At 39.6% G+C, this 15,670-nt stretch carries 15 protein-coding genes; 8 read left to right on the top strand and 7 right to left on the bottom strand.

The genetic code is table 11. From position 1 onward, the window contains the following. Window positions 1-42 precede the first annotated feature (42 nt). The 3 genes from ACTWPF_RS17350 to ACTWPF_RS17360 form a co-directional block, all read right to left on the bottom strand. Window positions 43-1,641, bottom strand: a complete 1,599-nt coding sequence (locus ACTWPF_RS17350; RefSeq protein WP_443149949.1) for a catalase — start codon at window positions 1,639-1,641, stop codon at window positions 43-45. Window positions 1,642-1,913: 272 nt separating this feature from the next. Next, the gene (locus ACTWPF_RS17355) at window positions 1,914-2,738 is read right to left on the bottom strand and encodes an ABC transporter permease (RefSeq protein ID WP_161464471.1); all 825 of its coding nucleotides are present in this window, start codon (window positions 2,736-2,738) and stop codon (window positions 1,914-1,916) included. Next, window positions 2,732-3,667 carry a metal ABC transporter ATP-binding protein gene (locus ACTWPF_RS17360; RefSeq protein ID WP_443150055.1) on the bottom strand — a complete coding sequence of 312 codons (936 nt, stop codon included), beginning with the start codon at window positions 3,665-3,667 and terminating at the stop codon, window positions 2,732-2,734. The genes ACTWPF_RS17355 and ACTWPF_RS17360 overlap by 7 nt, the downstream gene beginning before the upstream one ends. Before the next feature lie 301 nt (window positions 3,668-3,968). Here ACTWPF_RS17360 and ACTWPF_RS17365 point away from each other — a divergent pair, with 301 nt between their 5' ends. Next, the gene (locus ACTWPF_RS17365) at window positions 3,969-5,069 is read left to right on the top strand and encodes a mechanosensitive ion channel family protein (protein ID WP_106895547.1); all 1,101 of its coding nucleotides are present in this window, start codon (window positions 3,969-3,971) and stop codon (window positions 5,067-5,069) included. 6 nt (window positions 5,070-5,075) lie between these two features. Here ACTWPF_RS17365 and ACTWPF_RS17370 read toward each other — a convergent pair whose 3' ends face one another. Next, complete coding sequence (locus ACTWPF_RS17370; protein WP_443149950.1) at window positions 5,076-5,843, bottom strand: DUF3891 family protein; 768 nt, start codon at window positions 5,841-5,843, stop codon at window positions 5,076-5,078. Window positions 5,844-6,105: 262 nt separating this feature from the next. Here ACTWPF_RS17370 and ACTWPF_RS17375 point away from each other — a divergent pair, with 262 nt between their 5' ends. Next, window positions 6,106-6,954 (top strand): VOC family protein, encoded by an 849-nt coding sequence (locus ACTWPF_RS17375; RefSeq protein WP_443149951.1) that lies wholly within the window; start codon window positions 6,106-6,108, stop codon window positions 6,952-6,954. Window positions 6,955-7,082: 128 nt separating this feature from the next. After that, complete coding sequence (locus tag ACTWPF_RS17380; RefSeq protein ID WP_443149952.1) at window positions 7,083-8,036, top strand: calcium/sodium antiporter; 954 nt, start codon at window positions 7,083-7,085, stop codon at window positions 8,034-8,036. Window positions 8,037-8,271: 235 nt separating this feature from the next. On the opposite strand, the gene ACTWPF_RS17385 is transcribed toward ACTWPF_RS17380, so the two are convergent. From ACTWPF_RS17385 to ACTWPF_RS17395, 3 genes are all read right to left on the bottom strand, one after another. Then, window positions 8,272-8,868 carry an alpha/beta hydrolase gene (locus ACTWPF_RS17385; RefSeq protein WP_106895551.1) on the bottom strand — a complete coding sequence of 199 codons (597 nt, stop codon included), beginning with the start codon at window positions 8,866-8,868 and terminating at the stop codon, window positions 8,272-8,274. 21 nt (window positions 8,869-8,889) lie between these two features. Next, window positions 8,890-9,321, bottom strand: coding sequence for a MarR family winged helix-turn-helix transcriptional regulator (locus ACTWPF_RS17390; RefSeq protein ID WP_443149953.1), 432 nt, complete (start codon window positions 9,319-9,321; stop codon window positions 8,890-8,892). Between the two features lie 238 nt (window positions 9,322-9,559). Continuing rightward, window positions 9,560-11,137, bottom strand: a complete 1,578-nt coding sequence (locus ACTWPF_RS17395; protein WP_443149954.1) for a Vga family ABC-F type ribosomal protection protein — start codon at window positions 11,135-11,137, stop codon at window positions 9,560-9,562. 631 nt (window positions 11,138-11,768) lie between these two features. Here ACTWPF_RS17395 and ACTWPF_RS17400 point away from each other — a divergent pair. The 5 genes from ACTWPF_RS17400 (at window position 11,769) to ACTWPF_RS17420 (ending at window position 15,663) form a co-directional block, all read left to right on the top strand. Continuing rightward, window positions 11,769-12,356, top strand: coding sequence for an AAA family ATPase (locus ACTWPF_RS17400; RefSeq protein WP_443149955.1), 588 nt, complete (start codon window positions 11,769-11,771; stop codon window positions 12,354-12,356). A gap of 68 nt (window positions 12,357-12,424) precedes the next feature. Beyond that, complete coding sequence (locus tag ACTWPF_RS17405) at window positions 12,425-12,757, top strand: PadR family transcriptional regulator (RefSeq protein WP_036576991.1); 333 nt, start codon at window positions 12,425-12,427, stop codon at window positions 12,755-12,757. Further along, complete coding sequence (locus tag ACTWPF_RS17410) at window positions 12,754-13,377, top strand: HAAS signaling domain-containing protein (protein WP_058949237.1); 624 nt, start codon at window positions 12,754-12,756, stop codon at window positions 13,375-13,377. Before ACTWPF_RS17405 ends, ACTWPF_RS17410 begins: the two co-directional genes overlap by 4 nt. A gap of 98 nt (window positions 13,378-13,475) precedes the next feature. Continuing rightward, a complete protein-coding gene (locus ACTWPF_RS17415; protein WP_443149956.1) occupies window positions 13,476-14,933 on the top strand; it encodes a DUF4153 domain-containing protein in 1,458 nt (485 codons plus the stop codon). A gap of 28 nt (window positions 14,934-14,961) precedes the next feature. Continuing rightward, window positions 14,962-15,663, top strand: a complete 702-nt coding sequence (locus ACTWPF_RS17420) for an isoprenyl transferase (RefSeq protein ID WP_106895556.1) — start codon at window positions 14,962-14,964, stop codon at window positions 15,661-15,663. Window positions 15,664-15,670 lie beyond the last annotated feature (7 nt).

Raw genomic sequence — 15,670 nt, forward strand, 5'->3', positions numbered from 1 at the left:
GCTCTTCGTCTGTTCAAAGGAAAACTTACTACTAACATTTTTTTAATAAGGATCTGCCTCATGTCCCTTTTTAATCGCTTGTTCAGGTGCTTTTTCACTGTCCTTATTACCTAGTGGGTTCATGCTAGATCCGTCTTTCTTAGCGTTAGCAAGACCTTCGCGAAGACGACGGCCATATTCTTCATCGGCCTCTTCAGCAAGGGCGACCATTTTATCTTGGATACGTTGGTCACATTCAGCTAGATCACCAACCATATTGCCAATTAATTCGTCTTTCTCCCAATCTTTAAATTGGCGGTAGGTCTCTCCGGCTTGTTTCGTATTATCGTTACGTTCAATAGACTCCCTGACTAATTTCCCTTGGACTTTAGGGGTATGCTCTTTTCCGGTTTGTTCTGCTTCCTTTAGTCCGCCAAGTGTAGAAGGCTCGTAGTTAACATGTGGATTTTGTCCCGGTGCCTTATCGTTTTCGTAACGTAGTTGACCACCTTCTTGATTTGTGGCCACGCGCTTTTTAGCTGCGTTAATTGGTAGCTGGAGGTAGTTAGCTCCGACGCGATACCGTTGTGTATCCGAATAGGAGAAGGTACGCCCTTGCAGCATTTTATCATCGGAAAAGTCAAGTCCATCCACTAAGACACCAGTTCCAAATGAAGCTTGCTCCACCTCGGTAAAGTAGTTTTCAGGGTTTTTATTTAAGACCATCTTTCCAACTGGAAGCCATGGGAATTGGTCTTCTGGCCAAAGCTTCGTATCGTCTAATGGATCAAAATCAAGCTCAGGATGCTCTTCATCGCTCATAACCTGTACAAAAAGTTCCCACTCCGGATAGTCGCCCTTTTCAATAGCATCATACAAATCCTGGGTTGCATGATTAAAATTCGTTGCCTGAATTTCAGCTGCTTCTTTCATAGTTAGATTTTTTATCCCCTGTTTCGGCTCCCAATGATACTTAACCAGCACAGCTTCACCTTCCTGGTTAACCCACCTGTACGTATTGACGCCAGAACCTTGCATCATACGGTAGTTTGCTGGGATCCCCCAAGGAGAGTAAACAAACGTAACCATGTGAAAGGATTCAGGAGAGTTGGAACAAAAATCGAAAAACCGCTGGCTGTCTTGAATGTTGGTTACGGGATCTGGCCGAAAAGCGTGAATCATGTCCGGGAATTTCATAGCATCGCGGATAAAAAAGATTTTAAGATTGTTTCCTACAAGATCCCAGTTTCCATCCTCAGTATAGAATTTAACTGCAAAGCCGCGTGGGTCACGGACGGTTTCAGGCGAGTGATTACCATGTACAACGGTAGAAAAACGTACAAATACTGGTGTTTGTTTACCTTTATCCTGAAATACCTTTGCACGAGTGTACTTTGAAACAGGATCGTCTCCGGCTGTTCCATAGGTTTCAAAATAGCCGTGCGCTCCTGCTCCACGAGCATGTACAATCCGTTCCGGTACTTTTTCTCTGTCAAAGTGACTTATTTTCTCGATGAAGTCATAGTTTTCTAACGTAGCTGGACCGCGGTTCCCTACTGTGCGTATGTTTTGGTTATTCGTGACGGGATGACCCTGTCTGGTGGTTAATGTGTCTTCGTTTTCTATGTTCGTTTGTCCAGTCCGTGATTCTTTTTCACTCACAATATCAACCATCCTTATTAAAATATTTCATTCCCTATTAGCTTTCCCAATATTGCTTGAAAAAACTCCCTTTTTCCTGCGAAAATTCTAAAAATGAATAACCGTCGTAGTAGCTACTACAATCATAAAAATACAAGGGAGCAAAAGGAGGAATTTAGACCATGAAATTTATTCTAAAAATAGTATTTTAGTAAGGTTGGGAGGAGGTGCAAGTTAAAAAGCACTCCAAAAAAGGAATGCTTTTAATTTGTTCTTCATATTAAGTTAAACTGCTAATGTTCGTTACTAACTAGTTCAGCTTTTGCTATTAATAGAACCGCCAAAAGTAATAGGATAATAGAAATAGCGGTTGCAATAATAATCATCAATATATCTGGCTGCCCTAAGAAAAAGCTGCGAATTGCCGTAACTTGGTACGTTATCGGGTTAAACCAAGATATGAATTGAATATACACAGGTGCGCTTTCTATCGCGTAAAACGTCGGAGCTGTAAACAAAATTGGCAATGTCATTAAACCAAGGACAATGTCCCTTTGATGATAATCATTTATTCTTGTCGTTATGATAATACCTAGAGAGCACCAAAATATAATCCCTACTATTCCAAGGGATATGGCTAGTATTAAATTCGTAATGGAATAGGTTATTCCATAGAACAAAGAAAGCACGGCAAGCAGCACTCCTTGAACTAAAAACACAAAAAATGGGTAAACCATCAATCCGGTTACATAACTAAGTGGCGATATGCCATTCATAAATTTGTACCCAAGTAGTCCCCACCGCTTATCAATGGTACTTCTGTATACGGTGTGGCCCATTAAGCTGATAACTAACATCATAAGAATCCCGGGAAGTGTAAAAGCTAAGAAATCTACTTCTATACCATTGACAAGTATTCCACCAGTCATTCCTCTTAATCCAGCCATGAAGAATACGAGGTATAAAATAGGATTTAGAAAAGCATTCACGAATAACGGTTTATTGTGCCATACTGCCTTAAGTTCATTCTCTGCCAGAATAAAGGTTTTTGCCCAGTGAAAGCGGGTCCCTTTGCGAAACGTTCTAGTATTTACAAAATTTGCATCGCTTCTCAACATCCTCCTTCCTCCTTTGCTCTTGCAACTTCTAGATATGCTTCTCGAAGTCCAGGGGAAGTCCTATTTATGTCCATTACGAATACAAGTGAATCCAGTTTATTTATTATCTGGCCAATTGGTGTATTCCTTTTAATTTCTAAAACTAAAGGCTTTAAATCGTTAATCGTAACGATACCTTCAATTTCTACTAACTTCCTTTTATCTAGCTCTCCCTCATACTCAATCGTGAGTATTTCTTTATCACGATAACGAGAGATGAATTTCGTTTTAGGCTCATAAGCTACAATACTTCCTTGTTTTAAAAGCAACACGCTATCACAATAACTGTCCAATAGATTTAGATCGTGTGAAGATACAATTACTAGGCCACCTTTATTTGCTTTCTCTTTTAAATGGGACAGTAATTTCTCTGATGATTCCGCATCAAGTCCGGTAGTAGGTTCATCCAATATCATAATGTCTGGATGGTGGACGAGGGCTCTAGCAATTTGAACTCTTTGTTGCTGACCGCCCGATAATGCATCCACATCTCGATCTTTATATTCTAATAAACCAACTAAATCAAGCGCTGCAAGTGTATCTATTTTCGAGGCTTTCCTATTTTTGCCTGCCAATCTTGCGCTAACGATTACATTGTCAAATACGTTTAGATACCAATCTATTGCATGTGTCTGCTTACTCCAACCAATGTTGTGGAAAGGGGTGTTACGATTTATGAGATTTTTGTTGAAAAAGACGTCACCTTTTTTAGGCATTATTAGTCCACATATAGCGTTCAAAAAGGTAGACTTACCAGCACCGTTTGCACCGACAAGCGCTATTAATTCCCCTTTTTTAAATGTCACATCAATATCTTTAATTCCCCAAACTGTATTATCATATTGAAAACCAAGTTGGGATACTTCAATTACATTTTCGTCTAAATTCACATCCAATTAATTCACTCCTTATTTTATAATTTTATAAAATAAGGTTTTTTACTAATTCTCTAATTCCCATATGAATGCTCCTCACATTAGTAATTCGCTTTCAATTTCATTCTCAGTATAACGTACTCTTTAGCTTACAGGCGATGAATAGTTTGATTAATAAGAATAATTTAAATAGGGTGCGGGCGTATACATATACAAAGGCTGGGAGCTTTTCTTAAATAAATTTGTCTTTTTATGACTATTCTTCCGGGACAGGCTATATACATAGTAATAGAAAAACTATCGGGGGTAGCTATAAATGTTTTGGAATTTTGTTCAACAATATGAAAACCAATTAAATATTGCATTGTCTATTGTTATCCTTGCAGTGTTTTTATTACTAAGAATTCGATTCACAGCAACAATTTTTCGTTTGTTGCTGAAAATAAGCAGGAATACTTGGAATGGCTTTTTTGAACAACTGCGTACCTCTTTTGAGAAGCCTTTACAATTATTAATAGCCGTGGTTGGCATTTACTTCGCAGTAGATGTATTTCCTTATTTTAATGAGAGCAATGCACTATTTAACCATTTAGTTCGTTCATCGGTAATTTTTGCGGTGGGGTGGGGGTTGTATAACCTTTCTTCATCATCCTCTTTGTTATTTTCCAAGATTAATCATAAGTACAATGTAAAAATTGATCATATCTTAATCCCGTTTTTTTCAAAAGCGCTGCGGCTCATTATCGTAGCCATCGGTATTAGCGTTATTGCTCAGGAATTTGAGTATGATATTAACGGCTTTGTTGCCGGTCTCGGTATCGGAGGGCTTGCCTTTGCTTTAGCAGCGAAGGATGCATTAGCAAACTTATTCGGTGGAATTATTATTATTACAGAAAAGCCATTTACCATTGGAGATTGGATTAAAACACCAAGCGTTGAAGGAACAATTGAAGATATAAGCTTTCGGAGTACGAAAGTACGAACCTTTGCCCAAGCGCTTGTCACGGTACCCAATGCCACCCTTTCAAATGAGGCAATAACAAATTGGAGCAAAATGGGGAAGCGCCAAATCACATTTAAATTGTCCTTAATGTATGGAGCCAAAAGAGAACAATTGGAAGGGATAGTAAAGGAAATCCAAGTTCTCCTAAGGCATCATGATGCTATAAACAAGGAAACGATTCTAGTAAACGTGGACGCATACGGCGAAAACGGATGGGAAATCTTCCTTTATTTCTTCACAAATACTACAGATTGGGAAGAACACTTGAAAGTAAAGCAAGAAATTAACCTTGCTATTCTAGCTATTATTGAAAGAGAAAAACTCGAGATTGCCATTCCTACAAGAAAGCTTTATGTGGAGCCAGAAATGGTGAAAGGGAAGCAGAGAGAGACGTTATTAGGTCAGGAAAGCTAGCAGACTCTAGCTTTCCTGTTTTTCTTTAATTTGAATAGTGGTTTGTTTAAATGGTGCTTCTACATAGCTGTTAAGCAGGCCATTTTTACGTATCTGGTATTTGGGAATTAGTTTGAAATCGTATGTGACGGAGAAGGGATTGTTAAATGGAAATTCCTTTATTACCATGGTTTCATCATTAACCCATGTTACGGCCATCTTCTCCTGGGAAAAATGAGGGAGCGCACTGGAAAGCGGTATTCCCTTGGTGAAAAAGGGATGGCTGTTTTCACCAGGCTCATTTAAGCATAGAAACAATGATAAATTATCGCAAAACTGTAATAATGCATAGTGGTAGGAAAAAAGTTCCTCATCAAAAGAAGTGAGTAATGAGTGGATTATCTCCTGCCTTTTCTTTTCCTGCGCTACGAAATTCCTACCTGACTCTGTACCGTCCTGTTCGAGAAAACGGACATAATGTTCACTACATAATAACGCGGCATATAAATCAGTTGTTTGTATCTGATCTATCCCATGCGAATAGAGTAATGTTTTCATTGGCGCAGGGAAATCTATAAAGCTATACGGCATTTCTTTGGCGTCATTCCAAAATGGTTGTTTATCTGCTGGGATCCAACCAGCATCATGTTGCTCAATGGAAAAGATAACAGCCTCTTGCAAAGGTGAATCATTGAATGCCCCCATCTTCCACTGTTTGATAAGCTCCCCCGCGACAAGCGCATGATTATGTTGTTCAATAAAGATAAAGTCATGCTCGCGTTCTCGAATGATCACAATTATGCATCCTCTCTTAGCAAAGAAGTTTTATAATTCCATTATATCATTTCGGATGTATCACGACACAACTCGAGTGATAGTAGCTCCGCTGATTCTTGTGCTAAGGCGATGTGCCTCTGATCAAGGCCGATAACCTAGCCTGAAGGACCAATAACATAACCTAAATCATTTCAAGTATGCTATACTAAATTAGGTTACAATAAGTAAGTTAGTTTTATAAAGTTCCTTTTTATAAATGAAGATATATAGGAGTGATTTCATGGAAAGAAAGTTTTTTACTGAACCGGCAACATATGTTGGAGAGCTCTCCATTAATGTGACAGACCTTCAACAAGCTATAGAGTTTTATCAAACCGTTATAGGCTTTCAGGTTTTGGAGAAGACTGAAGGAGCAGCAAGGCTTTCTGCGAATGGAAAAACAGCCATATTAACGCTTGAAACACCAGAAAATGTAACGGGAAAAGAGCGGAGAACGACTGGGCTTTACCATTTTGCTATCCTTTTACCGAACAGAGCTGCACTGTCTTCCTTTCTGGAGCATGCTCTCAAACAAGGAGTACAGCTTGGTGCTGCTGATCATGAGGTGAGTGAAGCACTCTATCTCTCAGATCCCGATGGCAATGGGATTGAAGTTTATTGTGATAGGGACTCAAGTGGGTGGAATTGGACTGGTGATCAGGTTAAAATGGGAACAGATCCACTAGATGGTGATGGGCTTTTAGCGGAAGAACATAAAGTTTGGAGTGGATTACCGGAGGAAACAATTCTCGGTCATATCCATCTACATGTTGCTAATTTAGAAGCATCAGAGGTTTTTTATTCTAAAGGGTTAAACTTTTCTGTGGTAACACGATATCCTGGAGCATTATTCATTTCAACAGGCGGTTACCATCATCATATTGGGCTAAATACTTGGAATGGCGAGGGAGCTAAAGCCCCAAGACCAAACGGGGCTGGATTAAATTGGTTTACGCTTGTATTCCCTAATGAAAATGCTAGAACAGAGACAGTTAAACGGCTTATAGAAGCACAAGTAAAAGTGAAGACATACCCTGAATATAGTGAAGTGAAGGATCCTGCAGGAAACACGATTCGCCTCGTGTTATAGTTACTAACATATAGCAAGGGGGGTCTCCTATTTTCAAGTTGAAATAAACTTGAAAACTTTCGAAGACGGGAACTGGGGTATGGTTTTCTAGGGGAAAAATCTCATTCAGAAAAAGGACGTGGTAGGGCTTGGCTTATTTACTTTTACTGGTAGGATTTGTATTACTAATTAAAGGAGCGGATTTGTTTGTTGATGGCTCCTCCAATATTGCAAGGCTTCTCAGAGTGCCGCCCATCCTTATTGGTTTAACCATAGTTGCTTTTGGAACAAGTTCCCCAGAAGCAACTGTAAGTATAATTGCGGCAATGGAGGGGAGCTCCGATGTATCGTTGGGTAATGTAATCGGAAGTAATATATTCAATCTCACACTTGTTATAGGGATAGCGGCCATTATTTTCCCTTTAAAGGTGGAAAACGAAACGATCCGTAAGGAGATCCCCTTTACATTACTAGCAGGCGGTGCACTTTTAGTAGTCATAAATGATACTTTTTTACAGGACCACAGCAATAATCTGATAACCCGTAGTGATGGTCTTATTTTCCTCTTATTTTTATCTGTTTTTATGTACTATGTAATTGAAGTAGCGCTTAAAAGCCGCCAAGACAGTCAAACAGAGGCTATTCCAGATGAGATTAAGTGGGGTAAAAATATTGGGCTTACTATTTTGGGGCTTGCTGGAATCGTTTTTGGTGGGGAGCTTGTTGTTAGTAATGGTACAGAAATTGCTTATGCAGTAGGGATGAGTGAAACGTTGGTCGGCCTCACGATCATTGCGATAGGGACCTCGCTTCCTGAGCTTGTAACTTCTATCACGGCAGCTTTGAAAAAGCAAAGCGATATTGCACTTGGAAATATTGTCGGTAGTAATATCTTCAATATTTTGTTTGTGCTTGGTGCTTCTTCTGTTATCACACCACTTTCTGTTAGCAGTAAAGTTGGGATAGACGTTGTGATTATGCTTCTTTTAACAATATTGTTGCTCGTGTTTTCGCGGACAAATTTCCGTGTTGGAAAGCGAGAGGGAGCTGTATTAGCAATTTTTTATGCGGTGTACCTCGTTTATATTATATTGCGAAATTAAAAAGCCACATAGGAGGCCCCTATAGGTAGGGAGCCTCTTATGCGGCTAGCACTTTTTAAGAATTTCTTAACGGTCGCTGGAGCTTTTGTTTGTCTAGCTTCTGGAGCGCCATAAACTAGGTGACTTCCCGAATCGCCCTACAATAAGTCATCATCGATTCGTCCCTCATCGTGATTCCTTTATCTTGGTTGATTCGGTCCAGCACTACGTTTCTAAACGGCGCCCAGCGCTTTTCTTAGCGATACCAAGCTGCTGCGGCTTCTACTTCACTGAATGTTAGCTGGTGCCCGTGGTTTTCCCAGTGTACTTCTACATCTGCGGAAGCCTCTTGTAGTAGTTGTTGTAAATCTATTGATTCTTGAGATGGGCATATTGGATCATTGGTCCCTGCTGTGATCAAGACCTTCTTGCCACTTAAGTCAGGTAGACTAATTCCTCTGCGTGGCACCATAGGATGGTGCAGTATCGCAGCGTTTAATGCGTCCTTATAATGAAACATTAAACTTGCGGCAATGTTAGCACCGTTGGAATAGCCAACTGCGGTAATTGCGCTTCGGTCAAACTCATATTTCTCGGAAGCTTCATCCAGAAATTGATTTAATTCTTCTGTACGAAAAATGAGATCCTCTTCATCAAATACGCCTTCAGCTAAGCGTCTAAAGAATCTAGGCATTCCATTTTCTGAAACATTCCCTCTTACACTTAATACATTCGCTTCGGGATCAATTTTATCAGCTAATGCAAGCAAATCCTGCTCAGTACCTCCAGTACCGTGTAACAGTAGTAGAGTAGGTCTTTGTGGGTTACTGCCCTTCTTAAAGATATGTTTCATTCCCATGCTCCTTTCCGTGTTTTAGGCTTTGAGGCCCACTTTTTTCAATGTCTCTATTACAACACGCATATCCTCTTTACTAACTCCTTCGAATAAATTCTCAATCACTTGTTGATGCTTTGGAAAAATTTCCTGCATTAACTGCGTACCTTTGTTAGTAATCTGGATATACACAACACGCCGGTCTTCCATACAATGTTCTCTTTCTAGTAAGCCTTTTGTTTCCAGTTTATCAATAACGTAGGTGATGGAGCCGGTGTTGATTAGGACTGCTTCAGATATTTGCCTAACCGTTTGGCGCCCCTTGTGAAAGAGTGTCTCCAGGATGGCAAATTCAGATGTTTTCATACCATAACTCTGGATATCTTGTTTTACTCGCTCTTGTATTGTTTTAGAGGATTTCATTAATACAACGAATGCTTTTAATGAAAGGTTATCGGCCACTATGCTCATCCTCCTTATATATATTTAATTAATGTATTATTAATTAAATATATATAACAATCTCTTCAAAGTCAATGGAAAGCAAAACACTGTTATCTTTATCCCGGCTTAACTGGCAATATAACACGGACCTAAAGAATGTGAGAAGTCAAGCATCCTAAGTGGGGGATCAACTGCCAGTAAAGGCCCGATTCGTTCAGCTAGCATTTGATGGGGAAGTGGGAACCCCACCAAATGAAATTTCCCTTTATTGGAGCTTTTTTTGCAGCTCTCTCTTTTGCTGTAAAAGGTTTTGGAAGATACTGTCCAATTCCTCGGAAGGTTCTATACTTAGCCTGCTTAATGTCTCCGTTATTCTTGTTTCAATGACGAAAAGTTCTTCTTCAACTTGGCTTGGCGATTCTGAAGCACTGTCATTTTTATAGGTTTGATAATCGCCTTCTACAATGTGAAGGGTACTGTCTTCAATGGAAAAGACGCGACTGGCAAGATGCTCTATAAAGCGTCTATCATGGGACACCACAATGATAGTACCTTCATAATCTGACAGTAAATTTTCTAATGCTTCTACTGCTTCAATATCTAAATAGTTAGTTGGTTCGTCTAAGACTATCGTATTAATATCATTTAGGAGTAGTTTTGCGAGTGCTACTTTAACGCGCTCTCCACCACTTAAGATATCCACTTTCTTATACACATCATCACGAAAAAAACGTAGCCTGGCAAGAACAGTACGGATTATTGTTTCCTCTTGACTGGATGTTTCGCTAACATTTTCTATAATGCTTTTTTCCTTGTCTAGAATATCAAGGTTTTGACTAAAGTAACCAATTTTTATGGCAGGGGAGTGTGTAACACCCGGAGCTTCCTTAATAAGCTTTTTTATAAGTGTGGTCTTTCCACTGCCATTTGGTCCAATAATGGCTACTTTATCACCACCAGATATTGTAAAGCTCGCATCCTTCCACAGTGTACGTTGCCCTACTTTTGCGGAAATTTCTTCGGCACGTAAAATGATCCGGTTGCGAATGCGATCTTTATTTGGTAATTGCATTTTAATTGGTGCAATTTCCTTAACTTTATCGGCCTTTTCTAGCTTATCTAATCTGGTTTCAATTGCTTTTGCTGTTTTGCGTAGTTTCTTTTGTTTGTTTGCAAAATATGGCTTTGCACCCGTAATCTTCGCCTCTGAATTACTTGTATGTTTCGGCTTCTTTGTTGCTCGCTGGGCCTTTTGCTCTTTAATCTCAAGCGCTTCTTCCAGTTGTTTCTTCTTTTTTTCATACTGGGCGTGAGCCTGTCGCTTTTGTTCTACTTCTTGTTCCTTCTGGCTTGCATAATCAGAATAATTTCCTTTGTATTCTGTTATGGTTCCTTCATCTAGCTCCCAAATTTTATTGCAAAGTGCATCAAGGAAGGCCCTGTCATGCGAAATAACTACCATGGCCCCTTGTCGTTTTTTCAGTTGTGTTTCCAGCTTCTCGATATGGGTTGTATCAAGATTTGTTGTAGGTTCATCAGCAAAGATTAGTCCAGCATTTTGGGAAAAAGCATCGTTAATATATTCCTGGGTCACCTCTCCGCCACTCTTTATCGTATCTGTTCGTTTTAATTGTGGGATGTGAGCGATAGATGTGTGGGCTGTTACGAGCCCATTGTCAGGTGCTTTTTTACCTGCGAGTACCTCAAGTAATGTTGTCTTTCCACTTCCGTTATTCCCTACAAGGCCAATACGATCCTGTGCATGTATGGCAAGGTATTCTAGCTGGACTAAACGACGATCCCGGGCATCAATGTTTATATCGCGTGCTTCTATCAAACGCATAATATCCTCTCCGTTCCAGTTTATTAAGACTTGTATAATTCATTTGCAAAAAGGCCACGTCTAGCTCTAGCGCCCAGAGACTAGCGTGACTTCCCTCACCTCCGTACGATAAGTCAATATCAGCTCCCTAAGGTCACTGTATTTCCTTTATCTCCTGCGGTTCACTCCAGTCCGTACGTCTCTAAACAGTCGCTTCCGCTTTTGCTTTGGAGACAAAAAAGCCTCCTATTCGTTTTTAGAATAGAAGGCAGCATGCAGGTGTAGCACAAAAAAGGATACTTCCCCCTTGTGCAGTTATCCAAATACATGAAACAATCCTATTCTAAAACATTCATAAGTGGCATGTTAGAAAAACTCGCATTCGCTTGTCTTTTAGAGAATGTGCACGTTTTTCTTATACTTTGGTCTTCAAAATTTTAACTAAGTCGTTATTGCTTCCTAGCTAAAATTTTATACTTCCCAACGTGCCAAAAAGACAGATCTGGTCTGTTTTTCTTCTCATACCTATGCAGATGTTTTTAAGTGAAATAGGATTATAACTTCATGTACCCGGGTCACCCTTTCGTTTTAAGTTAGTGCTATTATATAAGAAACAAGGTGTGCTGTCTAGATTGAAAGGGGGAGATTTTCCATGCTTATATGGATTAATGGAACGTTTGGGTCAGGGAAGACAAGCACTGCTTACGAATTAAAGCGGAGATTGAAACAAGCCTGTGTCTATGATCCGGAGCGCTTCGGGTTCGCTTTAATGAAAAACGTTCCTAAAGAACTCGCCAAAAATGATTTTCAGGATTATCCGCTATGGCGGGAGGCAAACAGAGCGTTACTAAAAGAGCTTGCTCATAACTATAACGGTATTATCATTATTCCAATGACGCTAACAAACAAGGCGTACTTTGAAGAAATCATTGGAAATTTAAGAGATGATGGCATTGAGGTAAAACACTTTACCCTCATGGCGTCTAAAGATACAGTAGCTAAAAGACTTCGAAAAAGACTTGAAGGAAGAAGGTCATGGGCGTATCAGCAAATGAAAGAAAGAATGAGAGAGTTGGAGGATAATGTGTTTGCTACGCATCTTGATACAGATAACTTACCCGTTGATGGTGTAGTAGAGGTCGTTGCTAAACGGTCTGGCATTTCACTTTTACCTGACAAGCGCTCACGGCTAAGGAAAAAGGTGGACCGGTTAAAAATTATGCTCCAGGAAATCAGGTAAGTGCTTTACAAACAGAAAATAATTATATATAGTGAACATACCTAATAATTCTAGGTAGGTGAAAAAATATGTTTAATCGGGAGTTAGTGAAAGGCAGTACCTCTTTGCTTGTATTACAGTTGTTGGATGAACGGGATATGTACGGTTATGAACTTGTAAAGGAAATGGATCAGCGTAGTGAGCATAACCTGCAAATTAAGGAAGGTACCTTGTATCCGGCACTACATAAGCTGGAGAAGCAGGAGTATATTGAATGCTATTGGCAAAACCAGGAGAAGGGGCCTGCACGTAAATATTATCGGATTACCGATCAGGGGAAGGCAATGCTTGAGGAAAAGACGAGTGAATGGCATCGTTATGTTCAAGTAATGAATAACCTGATTCGGAGAAACGAAACATGAATGAGGCAGCAAAAACCTTCCAAGAGAAATTAGCAGATGAGCTTGATGACCATCCGGATAAAGAGTCGATTCTGGCTGAATACCAGGCCCATATTTATGAATTAGAACAAGAGACGGGAAAAAGCTCTTATCCCATATTAGTGGAAAGACTAGGGGAGCCGGAGGAAATAGCCTCGTTATGGAAACAGGAGGCAGCGATTACGCCTAAGAAAACACAGTGGCTTTTTGTAATCTTAAATGTGGCAATTTTTTTAGGTGGCGCTACCTTAACTATTATTTATCATCTATTCGATTGGAATTGGACAGATATTCTTTGGGAAGGCCTCACTAAAGCAGCGTCTCTCATCATGGTGATCTACACTTTTTTTTGGGGATTGCTTGGCTATGAGATAGGCAAGGAATTTGGTGAAGCAGGAAGAAAACTGTTGAAAAAAACGTTTCTTATCTGTTTAATCCCTAATCTGGTCTTAATGTATTTAGTTATATTTAAATTTATTCCACATAAATGGTTTGAACCATTGATAAGTTTGCCGTTTATTATGGCGTGTATCGGATTTACGATCGTATTATATCCCGTCAGTCGACTTGGGTATAAATGGGGACGGAAGAAATCTGTGTAAGGTATTTCCTTCCTTCTGTCCCAAACGGATATTTTTTTACCTATATACATAGAATCACTATGCATATAGAATTACAAAGTATGCTTGGAGGAAATTCCATGAAAGTAGAAGTGACAAGAAAAGACTTTCTGTTTTTAGTCGTGTGCATAGGGCTCGGCGTGTTAGCGGAAATTAGCTTTTTCCATGGACGTATTGGCGTCTCGTATTTGTTGTTTGTTGCCGGATTTTACAGCGTTCTTTTTTATCGCACTGGCTTTGCTTTTTATCATAGGAGAATCGGCTTACTCTTAATGCTCATGATTTGGATATTGGCAGGGAGTTACCTCTATTACGATTCGATTTTGTTTTATGGTCTGAATTTAGTTGTCATCCCTTTATTGATGTATTTACATGTCATTTTAATTACAACACCAGAAAACTATAATTGGGCATCGAGTTATTTTATCGCGGTATTAAAATCAAAACTAGAGCAACTGTATCAGTATATTTCTGCCTTTTTTCAAAGTATCTTCAACCGTCTGTTTAAGAACGTGAAGGACGGAACATCTAAAGTAATGATTCGCATTTTGATTGGGATTGGCTTTAGTTTACCGCTTCTGTTTGTTGTTGGCGCTCTTTTAATGTCAGCCGATTCAGTATTTGAGGAAATGCTCGTATCCTTGCCAGCGTTTCTGTTGCAGTTAAACTTTCTTGAAGGCTTCTTCCGAACGTTATTTGTCATTATAGCTGCACTCTTGTTTTTCGGTCTGTTTCAGGCGATTCGCATGAAGCGGTTCCCAAAACAATCTTATGATCCCTATAAAAAAGTGACCGAATGGGAAGGCGTTACATCGGTTACCATTCTTTCAATTTTAAATCTCTTGTACGGCCTTTTTGCAGCTGTTCAGTTTACCTATTTCTTTGGAGGCAGCCTGGAGGAAGGATTCACTTATGCAGAGTATGCAAGAAGAGGGTTCTTTGAATTGAGCATGGTCACATTAATCAACTGGACGTTGTTAATCAGCTTTTTGACCTTTGTTAAAGCATCCACAAAAGTTAACCGTGTATTAAAGATCCTTTATACTTTGTTAATTGTATTCAGCGCCATTTTGCTCGCATCTGCTTACCAGCGATTAAGTATGTATGAAGCAGCCTATGGTTATACCATTGATCGAGTGTTGGCACATGGATTTATGATACTGCTTATGGTTATTTTTGCGTACACCTTAATAAAAGTATGGCTTGAAAAAGTCTCTCTGTTACATTTTTATTTGATAGGAGCCATTCTGTTTTATACAGGGCTAAATGCAGTTAATGTAGAGCAGGTTGTGACCAAGCAAAACATTGCCAGATACGAAATGACAGAGAAGGTAGATATTGATTATTTAAATTCACTATCTTATACAGGCTGGGATGGATTATTGGAAATCTATAAATCAGACCCGAATTACTTGGGATTGAAACCAATGCTGACGCAAATAGGGGAAAGGCTACGCCAGAAAGAAGAAGCGCCGTGGCAATCGTATAATTTTAAACGACAAGAAGTCATGCAAAAGTTTAAGGAAATGGGCTTTTAATAAGATAAAAGGGAAGGAGATGTTTTCGATGGGGAAAAGTGTCCCAAAGCATGTGGCGATTATGATGGATGGAAACGGAAGATGGGGAAAACAACGAGGCCTGACGCGAAGTGAGGGCCATTATGCTGGCGCGAAAACGATGGAAAAAATTATTGATACCAGCATTGACTTGGGTATTGAAGTTCTTACACTTTATGCTTTTTCTTCTGAAAACTGGTCAAGGCCAATGGAAGAAGTAAACTACTTAATGCATCTGCCTGTTAAGTTTTTTAAACAGAAGCTTCCTGAGTTTCAAAGACGCAATATTGTTGTCCGTATATCCGGTAATTTAGAAGCGCTCCCTACTCGAACAAAAACGGCCTTGAAGAATGCGGTAAACGAAACAGCGGACAATACAGGATTGATCGTAAATTTCGCTTTTAACTATGGCGGGAGGGACGATATTTTGCAGGCGGTACGACATATTGTTAAGGAATTGCAAGACGAGAAGATGGATCTCACGCAGTTAAATGAACAAGTCCTCCAGCAATGTTTATACACAAGAGAACTTCCGGATCCGGAGTTGGTTATACGAACAGGCGGGGAAAAGCGGATGAGTAATTTTCTGTTATGGCAGTCTTCCAGCGCGGAGCTATACTTTACAGACGTCTTTTTCCCTGACTTTGATGGTCCGTTATTAGAAAAAGCAGTTCGTTTTTATCAAGAGAAAAACTCCGAACTTATTGTTTAAGCGTTTA

Origin of the sequence: Oceanobacillus sp. M65 (genome assembly GCF_052246275.1) — a bacterium.
In the GTDB taxonomy this organism is placed as follows: domain Bacteria; phylum Bacillota; class Bacilli; order Bacillales; family Amphibacillaceae; genus Oceanobacillus_B; species Oceanobacillus_B jordanicus.

Bases quoted from the DNA above. Each gene is read 5' to 3' on its own strand.
- ACTWPF_RS17355 (WP_161464471.1), bottom strand. From the start codon at position 2,738: ATGTTGAGAAGCGATGCAAATTTTGTAAATACTAGAACGTTTCGCAAA.
- ACTWPF_RS17365 (WP_106895547.1), top strand. From the start codon at position 3,969: ATGTTTTGGAATTTTGTTCAACAATATGAAAACCAATTAAATATTGCA.
- ACTWPF_RS17375 (WP_443149951.1), top strand. From the start codon at position 6,106: ATGGAAAGAAAGTTTTTTACTGAACCGGCAACATATGTTGGAGAGCTC.
- ACTWPF_RS17385 (WP_106895551.1), bottom strand. From the start codon at position 8,868: ATGAAACATATCTTTAAGAAGGGCAGTAACCCACAAAGACCTACTCTA.
- ACTWPF_RS17390 (WP_443149953.1), bottom strand. From the start codon at position 9,321: ATGAGCATAGTGGCCGATAACCTTTCATTAAAAGCATTCGTTGTATTA.
- ACTWPF_RS17395 (WP_443149954.1), bottom strand. From the start codon at position 11,137: ATGCGTTTGATAGAAGCACGCGATATAAACATTGATGCCCGGGATCGT.
- ACTWPF_RS17400 (WP_443149955.1), top strand. From the start codon at position 11,769: ATGCTTATATGGATTAATGGAACGTTTGGGTCAGGGAAGACAAGCACT.
- ACTWPF_RS17405 (WP_036576991.1), top strand. From the start codon at position 12,425: ATGTTTAATCGGGAGTTAGTGAAAGGCAGTACCTCTTTGCTTGTATTA.
- ACTWPF_RS17410 (WP_058949237.1), top strand. From the start codon at position 12,754: ATGAATGAGGCAGCAAAAACCTTCCAAGAGAAATTAGCAGATGAGCTT.
- ACTWPF_RS17415 (WP_443149956.1), top strand. From the start codon at position 13,476: ATGAAAGTAGAAGTGACAAGAAAAGACTTTCTGTTTTTAGTCGTGTGC.
- ACTWPF_RS17420 (WP_106895556.1), top strand. From the start codon at position 14,962: ATGGGGAAAAGTGTCCCAAAGCATGTGGCGATTATGATGGATGGAAAC.